At 62.1% G+C, this 21,594-nt stretch carries 21 protein-coding genes and 1 tRNA gene; 9 read left to right on the plus strand and 13 right to left on the minus strand.

All coding sequences use genetic code 11. The annotated features are described in order from the left end of the window. Positions 1–38 precede the first annotated feature (38 nt). A complete protein-coding gene (locus tag ISP15_RS00890) occupies positions 39–1,496 on the plus strand; it encodes an amino acid permease (RefSeq protein WP_404544025.1) in 1,458 nt (485 codons plus the stop codon). A 403-nt stretch (positions 1,497–1,899) separates the two neighbouring features. Here ISP15_RS00890 and ISP15_RS00895 read toward each other — a convergent pair whose 3' ends face one another. Continuing rightward, positions 1,900–2,232 carry a high-potential iron-sulfur protein gene (locus ISP15_RS00895; protein WP_404544028.1) on the minus strand — a complete coding sequence of 111 codons (333 nt, stop codon included), beginning with the start codon at positions 2,230–2,232 and terminating at the stop codon, positions 1,900–1,902. 152 nt (positions 2,233–2,384) lie between these two features. On the opposite strand from ISP15_RS00895, the gene ISP15_RS00900 reads away from it, so the two are divergent. The 4 genes from ISP15_RS00900 to ISP15_RS00915 all read left to right on the plus strand — a co-directional run bounded on the left by ISP15_RS00900 (position 2,385) and on the right by ISP15_RS00915 (position 5,466). Beyond that, positions 2,385–3,032 (plus strand): methylthioribulose 1-phosphate dehydratase, encoded by a 648-nt coding sequence (locus ISP15_RS00900; RefSeq protein WP_404544030.1) that lies wholly within the window; start codon positions 2,385–2,387, stop codon positions 3,030–3,032. After that, positions 3,029–3,586, plus strand: coding sequence for a 1,2-dihydroxy-3-keto-5-methylthiopentene dioxygenase (locus ISP15_RS00905; protein ID WP_404544033.1), 558 nt, complete (start codon positions 3,029–3,031; stop codon positions 3,584–3,586). The genes ISP15_RS00900 and ISP15_RS00905 overlap by 4 nt, the downstream gene beginning before the upstream one ends. A gap of 158 nt (positions 3,587–3,744) precedes the next feature. Further along, entirely contained in the window at positions 3,745–4,431 is a 687-nt protein-coding gene (gene mtnC, locus ISP15_RS00910) for an acireductone synthase (protein WP_404544036.1), read from the plus strand. A 12-nt stretch (positions 4,432–4,443) separates the two neighbouring features. Then, positions 4,444–5,466, plus strand: a complete 1,023-nt coding sequence (locus ISP15_RS00915; RefSeq protein WP_404544039.1) for a C13 family peptidase — start codon at positions 4,444–4,446, stop codon at positions 5,464–5,466. A 110-nt stretch (positions 5,467–5,576) separates the two neighbouring features. On the opposite strand, the gene hisIE is transcribed toward ISP15_RS00915, so the two are convergent. The 11 genes from hisIE to hisS form a co-directional block, all read right to left on the minus strand. After that, complete coding sequence (gene hisIE / locus ISP15_RS00920; protein ID WP_404544041.1) at positions 5,577–6,209, minus strand: bifunctional phosphoribosyl-AMP cyclohydrolase/phosphoribosyl-ATP diphosphatase HisIE; 633 nt, start codon at positions 6,207–6,209, stop codon at positions 5,577–5,579. Continuing rightward, entirely contained in the window at positions 6,202–6,993 is a 792-nt protein-coding gene (hisF, locus tag ISP15_RS00925) for an imidazole glycerol phosphate synthase subunit HisF (protein WP_404544043.1), read from the minus strand. Before hisF ends, hisIE begins: the two co-directional genes overlap by 8 nt. Beyond that, complete coding sequence (hisA, locus tag ISP15_RS00930) at positions 6,987–7,715, minus strand: 1-(5-phosphoribosyl)-5-[(5-phosphoribosylamino)methylideneamino]imidazole-4-carboxamide isomerase (protein ID WP_404544045.1); 729 nt, start codon at positions 7,713–7,715, stop codon at positions 6,987–6,989. Before hisA ends, hisF begins: the two co-directional genes overlap by 7 nt. Continuing rightward, on the minus strand, positions 7,712–8,302 hold the full coding sequence (gene hisH / locus ISP15_RS00935; RefSeq protein WP_404544047.1) for an imidazole glycerol phosphate synthase subunit HisH: 591 nt from the start codon (positions 8,300–8,302) through the stop codon (positions 7,712–7,714). Before hisH ends, hisA begins: the two co-directional genes overlap by 4 nt. Further along, positions 8,302–9,366, minus strand: coding sequence for a bifunctional histidinol-phosphatase/imidazoleglycerol-phosphate dehydratase HisB (gene hisB, locus ISP15_RS00940; protein WP_404544049.1), 1,065 nt, complete (start codon positions 9,364–9,366; stop codon positions 8,302–8,304). Before hisB ends, hisH begins: the two co-directional genes overlap by 1 nt. After that, on the minus strand, positions 9,363–10,424 hold the full coding sequence (hisC, locus tag ISP15_RS00945) for a histidinol-phosphate transaminase (protein ID WP_404544052.1): 1,062 nt from the start codon (positions 10,422–10,424) through the stop codon (positions 9,363–9,365). The genes hisB and hisC overlap by 4 nt, the downstream gene beginning before the upstream one ends. Then, positions 10,421–11,728, minus strand: a complete 1,308-nt coding sequence (gene hisD / locus ISP15_RS00950) for a histidinol dehydrogenase (RefSeq protein ID WP_404544055.1) — start codon at positions 11,726–11,728, stop codon at positions 10,421–10,423. Before hisD ends, hisC begins: the two co-directional genes overlap by 4 nt. Before the next feature lie 9 nt (positions 11,729–11,737). Next, positions 11,738–12,631 (minus strand): ATP phosphoribosyltransferase, encoded by an 894-nt coding sequence (gene hisG / locus ISP15_RS00955; RefSeq protein ID WP_404544057.1) that lies wholly within the window; start codon positions 12,629–12,631, stop codon positions 11,738–11,740. Beyond that, entirely contained in the window at positions 12,628–12,963 is a 336-nt protein-coding gene (locus tag ISP15_RS00960) for a YerC/YecD family TrpR-related protein (RefSeq protein WP_404544059.1), read from the minus strand. The genes hisG and ISP15_RS00960 overlap by 4 nt, the downstream gene beginning before the upstream one ends. An 806-nt stretch (positions 12,964–13,769) precedes the next feature. Next, positions 13,770–15,659: an HAL/PAL/TAL family ammonia-lyase gene (locus ISP15_RS00965; protein ID WP_404544061.1), complete on the minus strand. Its 1,890-nt coding sequence runs from the start codon at positions 15,657–15,659 to the stop codon at positions 13,770–13,772. 249 nt (positions 15,660–15,908) lie between these two features. Continuing rightward, entirely contained in the window at positions 15,909–17,282 is a 1,374-nt protein-coding gene (gene hisS, locus ISP15_RS00970) for a histidine--tRNA ligase (protein ID WP_404544064.1), read from the minus strand. A gap of 162 nt (positions 17,283–17,444) precedes the next feature. Between hisS and ISP15_RS00975 the strand changes: the two genes are divergently transcribed. Continuing rightward, positions 17,445–17,521 (plus strand) — tRNA-Pro (locus tag ISP15_RS00975). Positions 17,522–17,702: 181 nt separating this feature from the next. Here the strand turns inward: ISP15_RS00975 and ISP15_RS00980 are convergent. Beyond that, on the minus strand, positions 17,703–18,191 hold the full coding sequence (locus ISP15_RS00980; RefSeq protein ID WP_404544066.1) for a hypothetical protein: 489 nt from the start codon (positions 18,189–18,191) through the stop codon (positions 17,703–17,705). Between the two features lie 176 nt (positions 18,192–18,367). On the opposite strand from ISP15_RS00980, the gene ISP15_RS00985 reads away from it, so the two are divergent. From ISP15_RS00985 to ISP15_RS00995, 3 genes are all read left to right on the plus strand, one after another. Then, the gene (locus ISP15_RS00985; RefSeq protein WP_404544068.1) at positions 18,368–18,691 is read left to right on the plus strand and encodes a hypothetical protein; all 324 of its coding nucleotides are present in this window, start codon (positions 18,368–18,370) and stop codon (positions 18,689–18,691) included. A gap of 152 nt (positions 18,692–18,843) precedes the next feature. Further along, complete coding sequence (locus ISP15_RS00990) at positions 18,844–20,499, plus strand: hypothetical protein (RefSeq protein WP_404544069.1); 1,656 nt, start codon at positions 18,844–18,846, stop codon at positions 20,497–20,499. Next, positions 20,411–21,529, plus strand: coding sequence for an AAA family ATPase (locus ISP15_RS00995; protein ID WP_404544071.1), 1,119 nt, complete (start codon positions 20,411–20,413; stop codon positions 21,527–21,529). Before ISP15_RS00990 ends, ISP15_RS00995 begins: the two co-directional genes overlap by 89 nt. The last annotated feature ends 65 nt before the right edge of the window (positions 21,530–21,594 follow it).

Here is a 21,594-nt window from a genome sequence, read left to right on the forward strand (position 1 = left end):
CGGTGAATAACCGTGCCGGCTTCATGTCAGGGAGCCCTATGCTCAAGCAGTTGTTCGCCCGCAAAACCGATTTCTCGGAAGACGCCGATAGCTCCCACGGCCCCAGCCTGCGGCGCACGCTAGGGCCGTGGGGTATCACCGCGCTAGGCATCGGCGCGGTGATCGGCACCGGCATCTTTGTGGTGACCGGCCAGGCGGCCGCGGATCATGCCGGCCCGGCGGTACTGATCTCCTTCATTCTCGCGGCGATCTGCAGCGGCTTCACCGCGCTTTGCTACGCGGAATTCGCCACGCTGATTCCGATTTCCGGCAGCTCGTATTCCTACGCCTACGCCACGCTAGGCGAACTTGTCGCCTGGTTCATCGGCTGGAACATGGTGCTGGAGTACGGCATCTCGGCCTCCGCCGTGGCAGCAAGCTGGACTGGGTATTTCACCAGCCTGCTCGACCATATCGGCATCGATTTGCCGGTTTCGCTTACCGACGCGCCACTTGCTTATACCAATGGCGCGCTGGTCGCGACGGGACACCTGATCAACCTGCCCGCCGTGTTGATCGTGCTGGCGCTGACGTGGCTGTGCTACGTGGGCATCCGCGAATCGGCCGGCCTCAATTTGTTCATGGTGCTGCTGAAAGTGGGCCTGATCATCGTGGTGGTGGTCGCGGGTTACCGCTATGTGAACCCGGCGAACTGGCACCCTTTCATTCCCGCACCGCAAGGCAACGATAAATACGGCTGGGACGGCATCCTGCGTGGCGCGGCCATGGTGTTCTTTGCCTACATCGGTTTCGAGGCGACCTCCACCGCGGCGCAAGAATGCAAAAACCCGCAGCGCGATCTGCCGTTCGGCACGCTGGTGTCGCTGGTGATCTGCACAGTGCTGTACCTGGCGATGGCCGCCGTGCTCACCGGCCTTATTCCTTACACCCAGCTAGGCACGGACGAACCGGTGGTAACGGCGATCCGGGCGCATCCTGAACTCGGCTGGCTGCGACTGATCGTGGAGATCGGCGCGATGATCGGCTTGTCTTCCGTGATCCTGGTGATGATCATCGCGCAACCGCGCATCTTCATGATCATGGCGCGTGACGGCTTGTTGCCGAAGGTATTCAACCGCATCCACCCGCGCCACCGCACGCCACACCTCAATACCGTCATCACCGGCGTCGGCATCGCGGCGCTCGCGGCCGTGTTTCCACTCGACCTGCTGGCGAACCTCACCTCGATGGGCACGCTGATCGCATTCGTCGCGGTGTGCGCAGGTGTGTTGATCCTTCGCCACACGTCGCCCGAGCTGCCACGCACCTTTCGCGTGCCATGGGCTCATTTCGTCTGTATCGCCGGCGTGCTCAGCTGCTTGGCGCTACTGGCCACCATGGATTGGTTCAATTGGGCGCTGATGGCCGCCTGGACCCTGGTGGGCTTTGCGATTTATTTCACCTATGGAGTACGTCACAGTCATCTACGGCTTGCCAATCAACCGAACAAGCCTTGAATGTCCGCAAACGGATGTGATCTTCGTCCAAGATCGCCGAACAGTATCGAACATGCGTATAACCTTGTTTTAATAAAGCAGATGTATCACTTTTGGTTTACATCGTAATTGCTTGATTAAAAAAGGAAAAAATCCTACGCCATATAAATTTCGAATCCCGGCCCGCCCTACTTCGACCAACCGGAGTATCATCATCAGCCCGTGGGTTGATCACTTGGCAGTGGGCCCCGGATCGCGACCCGGCGCGTCAAGCGAGTCAGCTCCTCAGCTTGGCGCGTCCGGGTAGCACTTTCAGCATTACCCCTTTCGTTTTTCATCGAACGCCTGCCTCGCGCAGGCGTTTTTTTTGCGCGCCATGAAAAAGGCCGGCATGCGCCGGCCTCGACAAGCATGAAACGGCGCGTCAGGCTTTCTTTGGCGTGTGCGAGATACACCAGCCTTTCGCACTCACCGACTTGCCGGGGAACAGCTGGCAAGGACCGTAGCCCGTCGCGGCGCCGGAATAGAACTGGCAGTTGGCGCATGCATCGCCGGGTTTATGCTTGGGATCCTTGGTCGTGGTGGCGTCGTCGACATAGCCCAGCGCCTTGGCGGTAGGATCGGATTCGGAAACATGCGGCAGATCGTCGGCGCGCGCGATGCGCGGCAATCCACCCACCACCATCGCCGCCGCGGCAGTGCCGGCGGCCAGCTTGAGGAAGCGACGACGCGATTCGATATCTTCGTACCCTGGCATATCCATCCTCATCACGGTTTGCGCGCCGCAGGAACGCGGCCTCCGAGGCATCCTAACCCGAGCGGATATGCCGGAGCGCCTTCGCGAATAACTCGCATTTCGGGTCGCCTGGCCCATGCTATAGTCGCACCTCGTTTGGACGTCCATTTGCCATGAGCCAAGTTCTGCCCGCCACCATTCCCGCTAAGCTGTTCCACGAGCGCGCCGATGCGATCGCCGATGCCGCGCGCGACCTTGCGCAACGAGGCTGGACCCCCGCCACAAGCAGCAATTTCTCCATGCGCGTGGACGCCGCTCATGCCGCCATCACGGTCTCCGGCCGGGACAAGGGCAAGCTCGGCCGCAACGACATCATGCTGGTGGACATGGATGGCAAAGCCGTTGGGACCGACGCGCGCCCCAGCGCGGAGACCGAACTGCATACCCAGGCATACCGCCGCTGGCCCGAGGTGAACGCGGTACTGCATACCCACTCGCGCACGCAAAGCGTGGCATCGCGCCTGTTCGCCAAGCATGGCGTCATCCGGCTGGAAGGGTGGGAACTGCAAAAAGCGATCCGTGGCCATGCCACCCATGAAAGCGTGCTCGATATCCCCGTTTTTCCCAATACGCAGCACATGCCGGAGTTGGTGGCGAGGGTCGACGCCTGGATCGATGCCGGCAAACCCTTGCACGCCTACTTGATCAACGGCCACGGCATCTATACGTGGGGACATGACATGGCCGAAGCGCGGCGCCACCTCGAGGCGCTGGAGTTCCTGCTCGGCTGCGAACTCGACTTGAAGAGGTTGAACGCATGAGCCGCCTGCGTATTTTCGATGCACAACAACCGCAGAACCCTCCCTCGGTGCACGTTGAGCACGCCGGAATCGCCCGTGAACTGGCCAAGGTCGGCGTGCGATTCGAGCAATGGGAGGCCAGCCAGCCGGTTGCGCCAGGCGCCAGCCAGGAACAGGTGATCGCCGCCTATCGTCACGATATCGATCGACTGATGCGTGAAGAAGGCTATCAATCCGTGGACGTGATCAGCCTGACGCCAGATCATCCGGATCGCGCAATGCTGCGTCAGAAATTCCTCAGCGAACACACCCATAGCGAGGATGAAGTGCGCTTCTTCGTCGCCGGCGCGGGCCAATTCACCTTGCACATCCAAGGCAAGGTGTACGACGTGCTGTGCGAGCAGGGTGACCTGATCGGCGTGCCCGATGGTACCCCGCACTGGTTCGACATGAGCGAATCGCCCTATTTCATCGCGATTCGCCTGTTCACCAACAAGGACGGCTGGGTCGCGAATTTCACCGGCTCCGATATCGCCGCACAGTTCCCCAGGATGGATCCGCTGGCAACTACCTAGGCCTGGTTGCTGGCGAGGATGCAAGCCGCGGCCTGCCTTCCATTTTTGTTCTTGTCTTCACGTTTTCTCCGCGCTTGAAATCTAATTCGGGAACGCATTCGCTTGCGCACGACCCGCAGCGAGTTAAGCTTGGGAACCCAACCTTGCTCCGGCCTCCCATGACCGCCATTCGCGCCATCGTTACCGACATCGAAGGCACCACCAGCTCGATCAGCTTCGTCAAGGATGTGCTGTTTCCCTACGCGCGCGAGCGCTTGCCGGCCCATGTAGAGACCCACGCCGATCACGCCGACGTACAGCACTGGCTGCACGAAGCGGCGAAGGAAGCCGGCTTGATCGAAGCAAGCCGCCAGGAAATCATCGAACTGCTTCTGCGCTGGATCGATGAAGACCGCAAATCCACGGCATTGAAGGCGCTGCAGGGCATGATATGGAAGGACGGTTACGAAGCCGGCGAGTTCCGCGCCCATATGTATCCGGAAGTCGCCGCCCGCCTGCATGGATGGCGCGGCGAAGGACTGCGCCTGTATGTCTATTCCTCCGGTTCCGTACCGGCGCAGCAACTATTCTTTCGCTACAGCGAGGCTGGCGATCTTTCGCCCCTGTTCGCCGGCTATTTCGATACCGAGACCGGCCCCAAGCGGGAGACGGCTTCCTACCAGCGTATCGCTGAAGCCATCGGCGAACGCCCCGAACACGTGTTGTTCCTGTCCGACATTGCCGAAGAATTGGACGCCGCCGGTGCCGCCGGCCTGCGCACGGGTTGGCTTATGCGCCCCCCACTGGACATCCCGACCGAGTCCCGGCATCCGGCCTACGCCGATTTCGACGCGATCCGGCTCTGAGCGAACCGAACCATGCGCACCTTATTGACCGCCCTGCTCGCCTTTGCCGCGGGCGTGCTGTTGATGCTGCTGGTCACCGGCCGCCAGCTGATCCGCAACGAACCCGCCGCGACCGCGGCCAACAGCAGTTCCGCGCCGGCGCCGGCCAGTTCCAGCAGTGATAACGACGACAGCGATAACGATGACAACTGGCCAAGCCAGGGACCCTCGCCCGAGCAGGTCATTTATGCGCAACCGCAGATGGTGCGGCAGGCTTTGTCGGCACTGAGCCCGCGCGTTCCTGACAAGGCCAATCTCTATGTGGTCACCTTTGCCGGCGACGGTGGCGAAGACGTATTCCGCAACGAAGCCGAGTATGCCTCCCAGTTATTTACTCGCCGCTTCGGCGCCACTACGCACGCCTTGGTGCTGGAGAACAATCCCACTACCTTGCAGTCGCATCCGCTGGCGGACTGGAGCAACCTGGAAACCGCGCTGGACCAGCTGGCCGGCGTCATGAAGCCGGACCAGGACATCCTGCTGCTCTACATGACCTCGCACGGCGATGAGGACCACAACCTGCTCGTCGACATGGACCCGCTGCCGCTGGACCAGATCGGCGCCCCTGATCTGGCTGGCATCCTCAAGAAGCGCCCCTTCAAATGGAAAGTCGTGGTGGTCAATGCGTGTTATTCCGGCGGCTTTGTGCCGGATCTGCGCGGCCCCGGCACACTCGTGCTCACGGCGGCGCGCGCCGATCGCAGCTCGTTCGGCTGCGGCAGCGATTCCAACATCACCTATTTCGGCAAGGCGTGGCTGGTCGACGGATTGAACAAAACCGATAATTTCGTCGACGCCTTCCAGTTCGCACGGAACGATATTGCCGACTGGGAAAAACAGGGCAAGCTCACGCCATCGGAACCACAGATGGATGTCGGCGCAGGCATTGCGCAACAGCTGGCTGCGTGGCGCAAGGAGGTAACTCCGGGCCCTGCCGTGCCCTTCGCGCCGCCTCCTCCGTCTTCCTCAAGCAGTGCATCCACTGCCGTGCGATAGCGCGCCTCGTTCCTGTTCCTTCCCCCTTCGGGAAACGGCGGGGGGAGAGAAGCCACGCTTGCGACACCACGCATCAAGGCGGAAATTGCCTGAGCCTTGCAGGCGACCGATTACCCATGCCGCTCAACCAGCACGCGCGCCACATCGGCAAGCCCGAATCCGCGCGCGCGCAGCAGCACGGTAAGATGAAAAACCAAGTCCGCCGCTTCGCCCAATAGTTCGTCGTCACCCTGCGCCACCGCCGCGAGCGCCGTCTCCACGCCTTCCTCGCCAACTTTCTGCGCAATTCGCCGCGTGCCCTCATGGAACAACCGCGTGGTGTAGCTGCCTTCCGGCAACTGCGTCTTGCGGTTTTCCACCAGGGCATCCAATTTCGCCAGAAAGCCCAGCGGCGGTTGCACCGCATCGCCGAAACAGCTGGTGGTTCCCAGATGACAGGTCGGGCCATGCGGATCGGCCAGCACCAGCAAGGTGTCGGCATCGCAGTCGGCACGGATCGATTTCACGTGCAGCGTATGCCCGGAATTTTCACCCTTGGTCCACAGGCGCTGCTTGCTGCGGCTGTAGAAAGTCACCCGGCTGCTGCGTCGCGTCAGGGCGAGCGCTTCGGCATTCATGTAGCCGAGCATCAATACTTCGCCGGTCAGCCAATGCTGGACGATGGCAGGCACGAGCCCGTCCGATTTAGTCCAGTCGATGTGGTTCAGATCGAGCGGGTTGAACTCGCGATTCTTGTCATTCATGGCCGCATGCCTCTTGCAGTCGAACCACTATACCTTGCTGTTCAAGGTGGCGTTTTAGATCGGGTATGGCAATGGCGCCGCTATGAAAGACGCTGGCGGCCAGCGCGCCGTCGACCCGGACCTGGGTGAAGGCTTCGCTGAAATGATGCACTTGGCCAGCGCCGCCGGAAGCGATCAGCGGTACATGGCAAACTGCACGCGCGGCAGCAAGCTGCAGCAGATCGTAGCCCCTGCGCACGCCGTCGCTGTCCATGCAGTTCAATACGATCTCACCGGCGCCACGACGCTGCACCTCAAGTATCCAGTCCAGCGTGCGCCGCGACAGCGAGCGGGTCTTGGCAGGATCGCCGGTATATTGGCGGACACGCCATTCACCGTCGCCGTCGCGCATCGAATCGATGCCGACCACCACGCACTGCACGCCGAAAGCCGCCGCGAGTTCATCGATCAGTTCCGGGCGTTCCAGTGCCGGCGAGTTCACCGACACCTTGTCCGCTCCCGCATGCAGCACCTCGCGCGCTTCGCCGACCGAGCGAATGCCGCCAGCCACGCAAAACGGGATATCGATCGCGCGCGCCACGCGCTCCACCCAGCCGCGGTCCACGCTGCGTCCCTCTGGGCTCGCGGTGATGTCGTAGAAGACCAGCTCATCGGCGCCTTCGTCGCGATAGCGCAAGGCCAGCTCGACAATTTCGCCCATTACGACATGATCGCGAAAACGCACACCCTTGACGACCTTGCCTTCGCGTACATCCAGGCAGGGAATGATACGGCGGCTCAGCATGCCAGCGCGTCCTCCAGCGTAAAGCGTCCTTCGAGCAACGCGCGCCCGAGGATAACGCCGCGCGCACCGGCTGCGCGTGCCGCGCGGATATCGTCCAGCGAACGCACGCCGCCGGACGCCTGCACCGCCAATTGCGGCACAGTTTGCGCGAGATGACGGTACAGATCGAGATTGAATCCGGCCAGCATGCCGTCGCGCTCGATATCCGTGCATAGCAGATGGCGCGCGCCGCACGCGGCGTACCAGGGCGCGAGTTCGTCCAGCGTGCGCGCCTCATCTTCGGTCCAGCCGGCGCTCGGCAAGCTCCAGCTTTCGCCACGCCGGCGCGTATCCAGCGCAATGGTGAAACGCTCGGCGCCATGCTCACGCAGCCAATCGGCCACACGTTCGGGATTGCGAATGGCCGCGCTCCCCACTACCACACGCGCGACGCCGGCCTCGAACAGCCGGTGGACATCGTTTTCCCTGCGTACTCCGCCACCGGCCTGCACCTGCATGCCGGTCTTGGCCAGCGCCTCGATCACCGACAGGTTGGCCAGGTCGCCGGCACGCGCCCCATCCAGGTCCACCACGTGCAACCAGCGCGCACCGGCATCGGCATAACGCGCGGCAAGCGCGCGCGGATCATCGGCATAACGGGTTTCCTGCGCATAGTCGCCCTGCCGCAGCCGGACTACTTGCCCGGCACGCAAATCGATAGCGGGGATCACTTCAACGTTCATAGTTCGAGAAAATTCTCCAGCAGCCGGGCACCGACGCGCGCGGAACGCTCCGGATGAAATTGCATGCCATGGAAATTGCCATGCGCGATGACCGCGGAAAAGGCGCCGCCGTAGTCACTGCTGGCAAGGGTGTAGGAACCGACCGGCACCGCGTAGCTGTGCACGAAATAAGTCCAATCACCCGCTTGCAGATGTCTGAGCAGGGGGTGTTCCGCTACCGGCGACAAACGGTTCCAGCCCATGTGCGGAACGCACCGCTCCGGCGTCTCGTCGAAACGGCGGACGCTTGCCGGGACCACGCCAAGGCAGTCAGTATCGCCCTCCGCCGAATGCTCGCATAGCAGTTGCATGCCCAGGCATACGCCCAGTACGGGCTGGGTGAGCGAGCGAATCACCTCGGTCAACGCCAGTTCGCGCAAGCGCGCCATGCCGGGACCCGCCGCCCCCACGCCGGGCAGGATGACCTTGTCGGCGCTGCGGATGCTTTCGGCGTCGGCGGTGAGTTCGGCGTCGGCACCAAGCCGCTGCAAGGCGTAACGCACGGAGCCGATATTGGTGCCGCCGGCATCGACCAGGACCACCCTCATCACAGTGCTCCCTTGGTGCTGGGCAATTCGTCGCCTTCGCGACGCAACGCCTGGCGCAAGGCCCGTGCGGTGACCTTGAAACAGGCTTCGACCATGTGATGTGCGTTGTCGCCTTGCACCGACAGATGCAGATTCGCGCCCAGCGAATCGCACAGCGAACGGAAGAAATGCGGCAACAGTTCGGTCGGCATGTCCCCGACCCGCTCGCGCGGAAACTGTCCTTCGAACACGAAGTATGGACGCCCTGACAGATCCAGCGCCGCGCTGGCCTGCGCTTCATCCATCGGCAGGGTAAAGCCGTAGCGGGCGATGCCACGCTTGTCGCCCAATGCCTGGCGCAGCGCCTGGCCCAGCGCGAGCGCACAATCTTCGATGGTGTGATGCTCATCGACATGGGTGTCGCCGTCGCATTCGATGCACAAGGCAAAGCCGCCGTGCTTGCCGATCTGCTCCAGCATGTGGTCGAAAAAGCCCAGGCCGGTGCGTGTCACCGGATCGGCTTGCCGATCCAGGTCCACCCGTACCTTGATGCGGGTTTCCCTGGTATTCCGCACCACCTCGGCCGTGCGCGGACGATCGAGCAGCTGATGGGCCACCTCTTCCCAGCTGATGCCGAGCGGGCCGACACGAAAACCGCGCACGCCCATGTTCGCCGCGAATTGCAGGTCGGTCTCGCGATCCCCCACCATGGCCGAATCGGCGCGCGTCCAACTGTCATCGGCAAGATAATGGCGCATCATGCCGACGCCCGGCTTGCGCGTGTCCAGGCCATCATGGGGAAAACTGCGATCGATCAATACCTCGCCAAAACACACACCCTGCGAAGCAAGGATGCGCATCAGCAGCGCATGCGGGCCATCGAAATGGTGCTGCGGAAAACGTTCGGTGCCCAGGCCGTCCTGGTTAGTGACCATGACCAATTCGTAACCGGCCGAGACGATGCGTTGCAAGGCGGCGATCACTCCCGGCAATAGCGACAACTTTTCGTAGCTGTCGATCTGTTCGTCGGCGGGCTCATCGATAAGGCAACCGTCGCGATCCACGAAAAGAAGCTTGCGGCTCATGCCCTGCCCTCGTTGAGCACGGCGAGCAGGCGTGCATTTTCCTCTGGTGTGCCGAGTGTGATGCGCAGCGCATCCTGCAACCCGGGGTAACGGCGGATATCGCGCACGACGATGCCTGCCTGCAGCCAACGGCGGTAGACCTCGCCCGCATCGTCGAAGCGCACGGCAAGGAAATTGGCATCCGATGGCAGTACGCCGCGCACTCCCGGCACTTTCATGAGCGCCTCGCTCATCACCGCGCGCTGCTCACGCACGATCGCGATATGGTCCCGCGCCAGCACCTGGCCGCTGGACGACAGCGCCGCCAGCGCCGCCGCCACGCATGGCAATGGCAACGGATAGGGCGGCATGATGCGGCGAATCAACGCGATGATCTCGGCATTGGCCAGCAAGCTGCCAATGCGCGCACCAGCAAGTGCCCAGGCCTTGGATAAAGTCCGCAAAACCGCCAGGTGCTCGTAGCGATCGAGCAGATCGGCAACACTGCGCTGATCGGAAAATTCCACATAGGCTTCATCCACCACCAAGACCGCCTTGCCTGCCAAGGCCTGCGCGACACGTTCGATATCCTGGCGTGGAATCGAGCTGCCACTCGGATTATTTGGCGAGCATAGAAACACCAGCTTGACCGCTGGCGTGAGTGCGGCCAGCAATGCTGCCACGTCGAGCTGGAAATCCTGCGTCAGTGGCACTTCGATCACGGCAGCGTGCTGGATGCGCGCGCTGACCGCATACATGCCGAACGTTGGCGGCTGGACCAGGATCGCATCCTGTCCCGCACGGCAGAATGCACGCACCAGCAGATCGATCGCCTCATCGCTACCGCGCCCGACGAACAACTGTTCGCGGCGCACGCCGTAAAGCGTCGCCAATGCCTGCAACAACGGCTGCGGCTGCGGATCGGGATAGCGATTGCAGCCGAAGCCAAACGCGCCGGCCGGTTCCCACGCCGATTCGTTGGCATTGAGCATGATCTGCCCGCCGCCGGCCTCCATGCGCGCGGAGGAATACGGCTGCAAGGTGCGGATTTCGGGCCGCGCCAGGTCGAGCACGCTCATACGTTCATCCCCAGGGCCGCGAGCCGCAACGTCACCGCACGCCGATGTGCCTCCAGTTGTTCGGCAGCGGCCAGCGTAGCCGCGCATGGACCGATCGCGCGCAAGCCATTGGGATCCAGCTCCTGCACGGTGATCTGCTTTTGGTAGCTGGCAACCGATACACCGCTATAACTGCGCGCATAGCCGTAGGTCGGCAATACATGATTGCTGCCGCTGCAATAGTCGCCTACTGATTCGGGCGTCCATGCGCCCACGAAAACCGAGCCCGCGCTTTCCACATCCGCCAGCAGGTCGCGCGCCGCAGCCACCTGGAGAATCAGGTGTTCCGGCGCATAGCGGTTGCTCACCGCCATCGCCTGCGCCAGCGAGTCGACCTGGATCAGGCGGCTTTGCGCCAGCGCCTGTTCGGCAATGGCGCCACGCGGCAACGCCGCGCACTGGCGCTCTACCTCGGCGGCGACGCTATCGAGCAGCGTGCCGGAAGGGCTTACCAGGATCACTTGCGAATCCGGCCCGTGCTCCGCCTGCGAAAGCAGATCGGCCGCGACGAAGATGGGATTGGCTTGGGCATCGGCAATGACTAATACCTCGGACGGGCCGGCTGGCATGTCGATCGCGGCACCCTCCGGATCCGACGATACTTGCAGCTTGGCTTCGGTCACCCAGGTATTGCCTGGACCGAACAACTTGTCGCAACGCGGCACGCTCCCGGTGCCGTAGGCCATGGCGGCAATGGCCTGCGCGCCACCGAGCTTGAACACGCGGTGGACACCCACGGCGCGGGCAGCGTAGAGCACCGCCTCGTCGCAGTTTCCATCCGCGCGCGCTGGCGAACACAACACGACCTCCCGGCATCCGGCAATGCGTGCCGGCACTCCAAGCATCAAGGCGGTGGATGGCAACGGCGCGCTACCCGCAGGCACGTAGAGGCCGACCCGGTTGATCGGACGCAGCACGCGCTCCACCCGCACGCCAACCGCCGTATTCACGCCTGCCGGCTGTGGCGCCGCCACGCGGTGAAATGCGTCGATGCGCGCAGCCGCTTCCTGGATGGCGATTTTCAGTTCCGGCGCCAGCCTGGCGTCCGCCGCCGCGAATTCGTCTTCACCGACTTCGATGGCATCCAGTGCGCAGCGATCGTAGCGTGCGGAGAGTTCGCGCAGGGCCGCGTCACCCTTGGCGCGCACCGCGTCGATGATCCGTTCCACGCCATGCCGCAGTTGATCGGCGCGCGCCTGCACCGGCCGGGCCAGTGCCGCCGTGCGTTCCATTTCGTCCAGGGTATTCCAGTCGATCCATTTCATGCGGTGTTCTCAGGCGAGCATTTTTTCAACGGGCAACACGAACATTTCGCGGGCGCCGGCTTTCTTGATCTCTTCCAGTTGACGCCAGCTCACCTCGCCGGCGCATAGCGCTTGCAACATCAACTGGTCGGGTTGTCCGGCCACCGGCAAGAGCGTCGGCTGCGGGCCGCCTGGCAACAGACGGGTGACCGCATCCAGCGACGTGCGCGAAGTCTGCAGCAGCAGCAAGCGCGATTCGCGTACCTGGATCACGCCGTCCAAGCGCTTGAGCAACAACTCGATCATGTCGCCGCGCTCGTCTGCCGGCAGGGTTTGGGGGCCAGCCAGCACGGCTTCGCTCTGCAGCAGCACATCGGCTTCGCGCAATTGGTTCGCCACCAAGGTGCCGCCGCTTTGCACCAGGTCGCAAATGGCATCGGCGGTACCCAGCCTGGGGGCAATTTCCACTGAACCGGCCAAGGTGATGACCGTGGCCGCCACTTGTTTTTCGCGCAGCCATGCGTTCAATAGCCCTGGATAAGAAGTGGCAATGCGCTGGCTGGCCAAATCCGCGGGCTCGCGGTAATCCCGCTCCTGCGGCACCGCGATGGACAAGCGGCAACGGCCAAAACCCAGCGGACGCCATTCCGTCAACGCGGTCGCACCTTCACCCGCCGTGCCCTGGAATTCATGCAGGACATTCCGGCCAACGATGCCCAGATCGCACACGCCTTGCGCGATCAGCCCAGGGATGTCGTCATCGCGGACCAGCAACAGGTCGACCGGCTCGCCTTCGCCGAAGCAGAATAGTTTGTCGCGACTCTGGCGGAACGTAAGGCCGCAGCGATTGAGCAGATCCAGCGCCGGTTCGGTAAGTCGTCCGGATTTCTGCATGGCGATGCGCAAGCGATCCCGCGGTTTCATGCCTTGGTCCTTTTCGTGACCGCACGGCTGCGCGAGGCGCGCGCTGCGGCGGCCAGGTAACCGCCATTGCCCTGGTTGAGGTAACGCGCCACGCGGCCGATGGTGGTGATGCTGACCGCAGTGCGTTCGTGGATTTCGCGGTACGACACGCCGTCCAGCAAATAAGGCACCACGCGCCAGCGATCTATCAGCACTTCCAGCTCGGCCGGCGTGCACAGGTCATTGAGGAATGCGTCCATCTCCTGCGCATTTTTCAGTGACAGCAGCGCGCGGCAAAGGCTTTGCTTGGCGGACTCGTCCGGGGTCTCGGGATCGATCGATCGGCGCTTCATAATGTACTAGTGCGTTAATACAATAGATCATATTCTACGCGGCATGGACGGCGCCGACAAGCGCTGCTTGCTCGTACAATCTCCAAATTACAAGCCTGTACGGCATCCGTGAATAATCCGTTGCGGCTTGCAAGTCGGATTCCGCACTCCGTGCCGGTGTGCGTATCGATGACCGCTTCCACCGATGGACCGTTCGTGCGTATCGTCGCCTGGCTGCTAGCCCTGGCGGTTATCGCGTTCAACGCCGTCCGCGCTACCGCACAATTCTGGCGTTCGACGCCTGATGGGATTACTGCGCTGCTCGGCGCATACCTGAAGGGTCCAGGCCTGCCTGCGCCAAATGGTGTACGACCTGATGGCGCTGGCCCTGCTCGCCTTGGTCAGGGCGAGCCGTGTCACGGCACCGGCAGAGCGGAGCGTGCTGGTTGTTTGCTGCCGCAGGCATCGCCTTGCCCGTGGTGGCGAGCGGCGAATACCTCTTCGGAGCCCTCCACGAGAACCTGGCGCCATGATCGCCGCTCCCGGAACCTCCCTGTGGCCGAGCTTCGGCTGGTGGCTGCTATCGAGCCGTGGGCGGTGCGATCCATGCATGAAAAAAGGCAGCCGTGCCGGCTTGGCTGGCTACCTTAATGCTGTGGTTCCAGGCCCTCGTGCCGGGGCCTCCCGAGGGCCTGCCGGAAAAGCTGGTGATCGCGCTGATCCCGCCATGGCCGGGCTGGGCCGCACGCCTGCTGGCGCACGCCCCTAATACCCACCCTGATATCGCCGTCGCGCCAGGAAGCTGCGTTCGCGACCGGACGCGCTTTCTATCCCACGAACGCGCGTTGCTGCACCAGTTCGCACACGGTACGCACATCGCCATCCATCGCGCGGTCACGATGCATGAAGCCGATCCGGCCGCGCAGCGTAGCGTGCGCCTTGCGCACAGAGGTGCCCGCATGGAAATCGCCGACCTCGGCCAGCGCCGCCATCAGCTGCTTCACTTCCTCGACGAACTGCGCATGCTGCGGACTACCTTCGCGCGGCGCATTGACCACCTTGGACGCCAGCGCCTGCCAGTCGCCGCGCGCGGCCAGGCGGCGGGCGGCGTTGAGCATTTCCTGGCGATAGTCCAGCGCCTGGGCCGCGGTATAGAGCTCAAGCGCCAGCACGTAGCCCAGGTCTTCGGTCATTTCGAGCACATGGCGTGCTTCGTTGGCGCCCATCGACACATGATCCTCGGCATTCGCACTGGTCGGTACCGAATACACGCTGGCCGGATGCGCGCGCGTGGCCAGATCGTTGACCAGTGCCGCGGCGGTGTATTGCACGATCATGAAGCCGGAATCGGTGCCGTCCTCATTGCCGGTCAGGAAGGCCGGCAGGCCGTCGCTGGTGGCGGGATCGACCAGTTTGTTGAGTCGCCGCTCGGAGATCGACGCCAATACCGGAATCGCCGCCTTCACATAGCTCATCGCCAGCGCCAGCGGCATGCCGTGGAAGTGGCCGGCAGAGATTACCTGCTCCTCGATGTGACTGGCGTCGGTGTTGTCCGGGAAAATCAGCGGATTATCGGTGACCGCATTCAATTCGATATCGATCACGCGGCAGGCCTGTGCCCATGCGTCGCGGACCGCGCCGTGCACTTGCGGCATGCAGCGCAGGCAATAGGCGTCCTGCGGCTGATGCTTCTTGCCGCCCTTGAACGGCAGGAACCGGCTATAGAACGCTTCGCGGCCATGGCGCTGGTTGGCCGGCACCCAATCCCAGCTGATATCGAAACTCAGCGCCTGGTCCTCGGCCGTGCTCCACGCTTCCGCACTCCATTGCTTGAAGCGCGGCACCAGGTGATAAGGAATATCCAGCAAGGTGGACCCGGCCAGCAGACCGCGCACGTGCTCGGCGACCCCGACCTGCCCCGGATGCGGACGCAGCGCATGGACTTCCGCGCGCAGCGCACCGCTACGCCCGGCGAAGGCATCCAGCGTCATCGATGCGGCCAGGTCGGCGACATCGAGCAGGTATTCCAGCGTATCAAGCGCCAGTACCGCGGTAGCCAGCATCTGCGCGGTGCCGTTATTGAGCGCCAGGCCTTCCTTGAAAGAAAGCCGGATCGGCTGCAAGCCCGCACGCTCCAGCGCTTCGGCGCCCGACAAACGTTCGCCCCGGTAAAAAGCTTCGCCGCCGCCGAGCAGCACGATCGCCAGATGCGAGAGCGGCGCCAGATCGCCACTGGCACCGACCGAGCCCTTCTCGGGCACTACCGGAATCACATCGTGGTTGAGCAATGCGGTCAACGCTTCCAGCGTGGAAACACGGATACCGGAGTGACCGCGCATCAGCGTATTGATGCGAATTACCAGCATCGCGCGCACCACTTCAGCGGAGAACGGCTTGCCCACGCACACGGCATGCGTAGTGATCAGGTTGTGCTGAAGTTCTTCCAGCAGCGTGCCTTCCGGCCTGTTCGGATGGCCGCCCGGCAATTCATCGCGCAGGCGATAGGCGCCCAGCAATTTGTCAGCGTTGCTGCCGAAACCGGTGGTGACACCATAGGTGGGTTCGCCGCAGCTTACTTTTTCCGCCAGGAAATCCGCCGCGCGCTGCACGCGCTGCAATTGCGCGGCATCAAGCCGGACGCCATGGCCTTTACGCGCCACGGCAACGAGTTGTTGACGGCTAAGGCTGTTGCCGTCCAGCAGAATGGTCTGACTCACAAAATCTCCAACCTGTGCTTGATGTCGTCATGCCCGCGCCAGCGGGAAGCCGTGGCTCATCCAGCGGATGGCTCGAAGATCGAGCCAGCCTGGATCACCGGTGTTGTTGTATGCCGGCTTCCGTGCGCGGTTCCATTTACTGCTTTTTGCCTGCGGTCGCGGCAAGAGACTGACCGACCTTGCTGTCGACAAGCACTCCCGCTTGCGCGAAAGCAACGGCAAGGCTGCCTTGCCAACCGATGCAACTGCCTAGTTGCTGATCTCGGCCTGCGCCAATTCCACTCGCAAAGTCTTGATCAACTCGCTCCGTGCCACTTCGAACTGATCCTCGCGGCGCAGATCCTTCACCGTTACCACGCCCTTGGCCAATTCATCCTCGCCCAGCACGATCACGAAGCGGATCCCCGCGCGGTCGGCATATTTGAATTGCTTGCCCAGCTTGCCGCCGTCCAACACCACCTCCGTGGCAATGCCCGCCGTGCGCAATTCGCCGGCCAGCGCCAGGTAAGCCGGCAATTGCGCGGCATCCATCTGCGTGATGAGTACGTCGACCGTGCTGCGCGCGGTGCCGACCAAACCAGCATCGCGCAATTGCCAGTAAAGCCGCGTCAAGCCGATGGAGATACCCACGCCAGGCAAGTGCGACTTGGTGTATTGCCCAGCAAGATTTTCATAGCGTCCACCCGAACAGATCGATCCGATCTGCGGATGGTCGTTGAGCGTGGTCTCGTAGACGGTGCCGGTGTAGTAGTCCAGGCCGCGCGCGATCGACAGGTTCAGCGCGTAATGCGTTTCCGGCACGCCGAACGCATGGATCAGGCCCAGCACCTCCTTCAGCTCGGCACGGCCCTGCTCCATCGCTTCCAGACCGCTGCCCAGTGCATCGAGCTTGTCGAGCGCGTCCTGCAAGGAGGTGGAACGCACCTGCACGAAATCGAGGATTTTCTGTGCCGCCTCCGCACTGAGGGCGAAGGCTTCGCCGGTCAAGGTTGCGCGCACGTAATCGGCGCCGCGCTTGTCCAGCTTGTCCACTTCGCGCAGCACAAGCGTCTGCTGCTCGGGATCGGTCACACCCAGGCTTTCGAAATAACCGCGCATCAGCTTGCGGTTATTCAACTGGATGGTGAACGCGCCAATATTCAGTTCGCGAAAGACGCTATAGATCACCGCCGGCAACTCGGCGTCGTAGCGGATCGACAGGCCATCCTTGCCGATCACGTCGATATCGCACTGGTAGAACTCGCGGAAGCGTCCGCGCTGGGCGCGTTCGCCACGGTACACCCGCTGCATCTGGTAGCGGCGGAAGGGAAAACTCAGGTCGTGCTCATGCTCGGCCACGTAGCGGGCGAGCGGGACGGTCAGGTCGAAGCGCAACGCCAGCTCGGGCTTCTCGCCCTGCTCCAGCGCCCCGGTCGACTGCACGAAATACACCTGCCGTTCGGTCTCGCCGCCGGTCTTGGTCAGCAGCACATCCGAATACTCCATCACCGGTGTTTCCACCGGCAGGAAACCGAAGCGCTCGTAATTGCGACGGATCACGTCGAGCATGCGCTGGAAAGCAATCTGGTCGAGCGGCAGCAGCTCGAGCACGCCGGGCATGGTGCGGGCCTGGGTAAGCGCCATGGAATCCTCTGCTAGCAAATGAAAAATGCCGTCCAACGGCAGCCGCATAGGGTAGCAGATAGGCCCATCGGCCCCGCCTGCCAGCGGGCCGATTCCCGTGACCGGGTGGCCGTGGAGCCTGTTGCCAAGGTTAACCGGGCCCGATAAGATACGCGGCTCCCACGGGGTGTAGCTCAGCCTGGTAGAGCGCTACGTTCGGGACGTAGAAGTCGCATGTTCGAATCATGTCTCCCCGACCAAATTGAAAGACCCAAAAAACCCTGAAAAACAGTCGTTTTTCGGGGTTTTTTGTATCTAAAACCGGGAGCCGCGAAACGCACCAATGTGCTCTCAAACACTCCCAAAAGCACCTTTTGTGTCCCCAGCGGTGTCCCCGCTGTCCCCGCTGTCCCCGATCTACGCCCCCTGGACATGGTCCCATCATGGATCAGTAGCGGTTGAGACCTTTAGCACGACCGACACGCGCAACGCCTCTGCATCCACCATGGCGTGATGCCGTCGTGCGGCCGCCTCGGGATGCGCAGCGAAATATTGCTCCTGCGCCTCCAACACATTGAGATCGGTCACCAGCACCGGCACCCATTCCGGCACACCACCGTTCCATGTTCCGAAACTTTTAAGCGCCCGAGTGAGTTGCTCCTTGTCAATTGCCCCATCGAAGTGGATACGTGGGGAATCGAACGAAGCGATGAAGGTGCGCAGTTGCGCGCCGAACTCCTGATCCGGAAGTACCGGACCCTCCAGCAGCGGGTACACCACGGTACGCACGAACGAGGACGGCCCTTCTGGTCGCGGCGATCGCTCGGCATAGAAACGGGGCTCTCCATCCTCGTGGATCAACGCCAGGCTGATCAGTTCCCTGGCTACATCGTTGTTCCACTCTGTGTCGAGGAAAAGGTTGTCGGGCATGGATTCAGACCCTTGTAAGATCGGCCGCCCGTTGGCCCGCCCCGAGGTCGAGATTGCATATCGCCTTGGGGTCATGTCCGATCAGTTCGACACATATAAGTAAGTTTATCGCCCTGGGCGAATCCTTCAGCAGTGCCCCGTGATCGGGCCGCCTTCGCCCTCTTTTATGGCTATTCATGAACGATACCTTGGACCTCCTCCGCGCCAAGTTTCCCGGGCAGGTCATGCTCTCGCCCCGCGAGATCGCCCGCGCCATCTATGGTGATGAAAAAGCGACCCGAAAAAGGATTGAAGGCGTCCGCAAGATGCTCGACAACGGGACATTGTGCCCGGACCTTCGGAAGGCCCCGAGCGAGGGCCGTTGGCTGATCCCCATTGCGGCCTTGGCGCGCTCGTTGGAAAAGCGATACGTGATCCCGGTTAGCAGCGCGCCACCGACTGTTCACCCTCGTCCGCGGGGGAGAAAGATGACCAACATTGGGCCGCGCATGTTCCGGTAATGGCGGTTGCGGTGGGCGCCATTGGCAATGCCCTTCGGGATTTTTGGCGTGTATGAAACGATCTATCCCCTTGTGAAGTCGCCCTATCCGCCCGCATGATCTCCGAAGGGGCGGGCACCATCCTGCCGCATGGACACGCTACAGGGGGCGTCATGGGACTCTTGGATGACATTCTCGCTTGGTCAGGCAATCTGCCGACCTGGCAAAGCGACGCATTACGCCGGCTGTTCCATAGTGGCGCATTGAATGCGCAGGATCTCACTGAACTGCTTGCCATGGTCAAGCAACAGCATGGCGATGGCGCACAGGCTGAGGTTCAACCCATCCCCTTACAAAGGGCCGACATTCCCCACGCCGGCGGCAGCGAGACCGTGCGCTTGCTGGGGTTAAACAACCTCCAACACGTCAATCGTTTTCCGTCGGGCCGCGCGGTCAGTTTCAAGCCCGACCGACTCAACGTGCTGTTCGGCGAAAACGGCGCAGGGAAATCCGGATATGCCCGTGTCCTGAAAAACGCATGCCGCGCCCGTGTTCGTCTCCCCGTTCTGCCTGATGCCTTCGACGCGACCCGCCCTCGCCCTGTTCCAACGGCGGACATCAGTTTCGACGTTGACGGTCAGCCCGCGCCGCAAACCAAGTGGGCCCAAGGCACCCCCGCAGATCTCCTGCTGGGAAACATCACGGTGTACGACAGTGCTTGTGGCAACGACTATGTCGCCAATGCGGGCGCCAGCGATTACCAGCCCTACGGCCTTCCCCATCTCAATCGCTTGGCTGCTGCGCAGCGACAGTTGATGGACTTGATTGTCCTAGAGACTCAGCAGATCAGCCTCAATGCCAGCGCTTTTGATGCGCTCAAAGGTCCTCACGAGATCGGGACGATGCTGGCGAACATTGGCAAGGATACGGATGTAGCACGCCTCCAAACCCTCGCCACCCTTGCACCTGAAGAGGTGCAACGCGTTGCTGAACTGAAATCGGTTCTGGAGAGCATGAATCCGGAACCCGAGGCCCGTCGCGCCGAACTGTTGGCTCAGCGTCTGGATACGGCCGCAACAGCCGCGCAGGGTGCTCAGCGCTACATCACCGATCGATCTCTCGACGAAGTTCACCAGCGCCTGCAAAACCAAATCACCGCCCAAGCCACCTGGTCGCTCGCGCAGAGCCGACTTCATCAGCAAGACGGCATCAGCATCACACCAACCCGTGCAGATCTTCTTCCTGGCACCGGCAACGACGTGTGGAAAGCGCTTTTTGAAGCCGCTGAGAAATTCTCCACCGAGTGCGCCTATCCATCGCATGCCCATATGAACACGGACGTGGGCGCGAAATGCGTTCTATGCCAGACACCGTTGGACGAAAGTGCCAGCGACCGTATGCGTCGCTTTGCCGAGTATGTGGTTTCTGATGCGTCCAAAAACGCCGAGGATGCAACCCAACGGATGAAAGACACCATGGTGGCAGTAGGGTCCGCCGACCTGGATCCGATCGATGCAGCCACCTTGGAAGAACTCGCCACCTCTGATCCCGCCTTGCACACCATCATCAAGGACTTCACGGCCAACTGGAAAGAACGCCGTGATTGGGTCCAGCAATGCGTGGAAACGAACAACTGGGATACCCCGCGTCCGGCCCTGCTGGAGGGCGATGCATTGGATGTCCGCCTCCGGACAAAAGCCACCGCGCTTCGCACCCAAGCCCAAGATCTCAGAAAAATCGTTGGATCCCGTCGCCAAAGCCACGTTGGAAAACGAGCGCGCCGCGTTACTGCTCCGCCAGGCGCTGCATTCCAAGATCACCGAAATTGAGCAGTACGCGACAAACGCCACCCGAAAACACCACTTGGAGGCCTGTTCTGCTGCGCTCAACCCGCGCAAGGTCTCGCTCAAAATGACGGAGTTGGCCGGTACGTACATCAACGATGCCCTGGTCACCGCCATGAACGAAGAACTCAAGGCATTGGGTTATCGAAGGAAGGTGGAACCCGACATTTCGACCCGCACCGATGCGGGCAAGACCATGGTGACGCTGAAGATCAAGAACGCTCAGGACGGTGCCAATCAGATTCTCTCGGAAGGCGAACAGCGCGCGATGGGGCTAGCCCTGTTTCTGGCCGAGGTCCGGCTGCAGAACCACAAGTCCACTGTGGTGTTCGATGATCCCTCCACTTCTTTCGATCACCACCACCGCCGTCACATGGCCGCACGACTGGCGGCGTTGGCGGTGGACCGCCCTGTCTTGGTGCTCACCCACGACGCGGTGTTCCTGTCGGAGATCAACTTTGCAGTGAAGCGCAGCGGGCAAGCCGTGGCTTATCAAACAGTCCGATGGGATAGGCATCACCCTGGATTGGTCGCCCCGGGCCTGACCTGGGAAACCATGGATGCATCTGCCCGTCTGGCCGCCTTAGAGCAAAGCATCACACCGCTCAAGCAACACAGCGGCGACTACATGGATGAGGCCACCAAGGAAGCGGTCAAGATGGCCTATACGAGGCTGCGCGGAACCATCGAGCGCGCTGTCCGCGAAGTGTTCATGAACAACACGGTGCGCCCCTTCAGCGACGAAGTCTCCGTCGATAGTTTCGGCGCGGTTATCGGGCACCCGCAAGATGAGTGGGACCAAGTCACAGAGATTTACGCCCGATCCTGTGAAGTGACCGACGCGCACGACACGAACGCCGCCCACCAACTCGCCATTCCCGATACTTCAACACTGGAGCAGGACATCAGCAACTTCAAAGGCCTGCTCGAAAAGGCCAAACAACGGAAGCGTGCATACCAAAATGCACGAAGTGAACAGACCACTGCTCGCCGCACACCGTTTGCACAGCCCTGACGGATCGGAGTCGCTGTCCGACCCGGCTTGAGGTGTCCATCGGCGGGCTACATCGCCGGCTACAG

The sequence above is a fragment of the Dyella jejuensis genome (genome assembly GCF_044904675.1).
In the GTDB taxonomy this organism is placed as follows: Bacteria; Pseudomonadota; Gammaproteobacteria; order Xanthomonadales; family Rhodanobacteraceae; genus Dyella_B; species Dyella_B jejuensis.

What these genes read in the sequence shown, in the direction of transcription:
- ISP15_RS00890 (WP_404544025.1), top strand. Translation starts at nt 39, where the DNA reads ATGCTCAAGCAGTTGTTCGCCCGCAAAACCGATTTCTCGGAAGACGCC.
- ISP15_RS00895 (WP_404544028.1), bottom strand. Translation starts at nt 2,232, where the DNA reads ATGCCAGGGTACGAAGATATCGAATCGCGTCGTCGCTTCCTCAAGCTG.
- ISP15_RS00900 (WP_404544030.1), top strand. Translation starts at nt 2,385, where the DNA reads ATGAGCCAAGTTCTGCCCGCCACCATTCCCGCTAAGCTGTTCCACGAG.
- ISP15_RS00905 (WP_404544033.1), top strand. Translation starts at nt 3,029, where the DNA reads ATGAGCCGCCTGCGTATTTTCGATGCACAACAACCGCAGAACCCTCCC.
- mtnC (WP_404544036.1), top strand. Translation starts at nt 3,745, where the DNA reads ATGACCGCCATTCGCGCCATCGTTACCGACATCGAAGGCACCACCAGC.
- ISP15_RS00915 (WP_404544039.1), top strand. Translation starts at nt 4,444, where the DNA reads ATGCGCACCTTATTGACCGCCCTGCTCGCCTTTGCCGCGGGCGTGCTG.
- hisIE (WP_404544041.1), bottom strand. Translation starts at nt 6,209, where the DNA reads ATGAATGACAAGAATCGCGAGTTCAACCCGCTCGATCTGAACCACATC.
- hisF (WP_404544043.1), bottom strand. Translation starts at nt 6,993, where the DNA reads ATGCTGAGCCGCCGTATCATTCCCTGCCTGGATGTACGCGAAGGCAAG.
- hisA (WP_404544045.1), bottom strand. Translation starts at nt 7,715, where the DNA reads ATGAACGTTGAAGTGATCCCCGCTATCGATTTGCGTGCCGGGCAAGTA.
- hisH (WP_404544047.1), bottom strand. Translation starts at nt 8,302, where the DNA reads ATGAGGGTGGTCCTGGTCGATGCCGGCGGCACCAATATCGGCTCCGTG.
- hisB (WP_404544049.1), bottom strand. Translation starts at nt 9,366, where the DNA reads ATGAGCCGCAAGCTTCTTTTCGTGGATCGCGACGGTTGCCTTATCGAT.
- hisC (WP_404544052.1), bottom strand. Translation starts at nt 10,424, where the DNA reads ATGAGCGTGCTCGACCTGGCGCGGCCCGAAATCCGCACCTTGCAGCCG.
- hisD (WP_404544055.1), bottom strand. Translation starts at nt 11,728, where the DNA reads ATGAAATGGATCGACTGGAATACCCTGGACGAAATGGAACGCACGGCG.
- hisG (WP_404544057.1), bottom strand. Translation starts at nt 12,631, where the DNA reads ATGAAACCGCGGGATCGCTTGCGCATCGCCATGCAGAAATCCGGACGA.
- ISP15_RS00960 (WP_404544059.1), bottom strand. Translation starts at nt 12,963, where the DNA reads ATGAAGCGCCGATCGATCGATCCCGAGACCCCGGACGAGTCCGCCAAG.
- hisS (WP_404544064.1), bottom strand. Translation starts at nt 17,282, where the DNA reads ATGGCGCTTACCCAGGCCCGCACCATGCCCGGCGTGCTCGAGCTGCTG.
- ISP15_RS00980 (WP_404544066.1), bottom strand. Translation starts at nt 18,191, where the DNA reads ATGCCCGACAACCTTTTCCTCGACACAGAGTGGAACAACGATGTAGCC.
- ISP15_RS00985 (WP_404544068.1), top strand. Translation starts at nt 18,368, where the DNA reads ATGAACGATACCTTGGACCTCCTCCGCGCCAAGTTTCCCGGGCAGGTC.
- ISP15_RS00990 (WP_404544069.1), top strand. Translation starts at nt 18,844, where the DNA reads ATGGGACTCTTGGATGACATTCTCGCTTGGTCAGGCAATCTGCCGACC.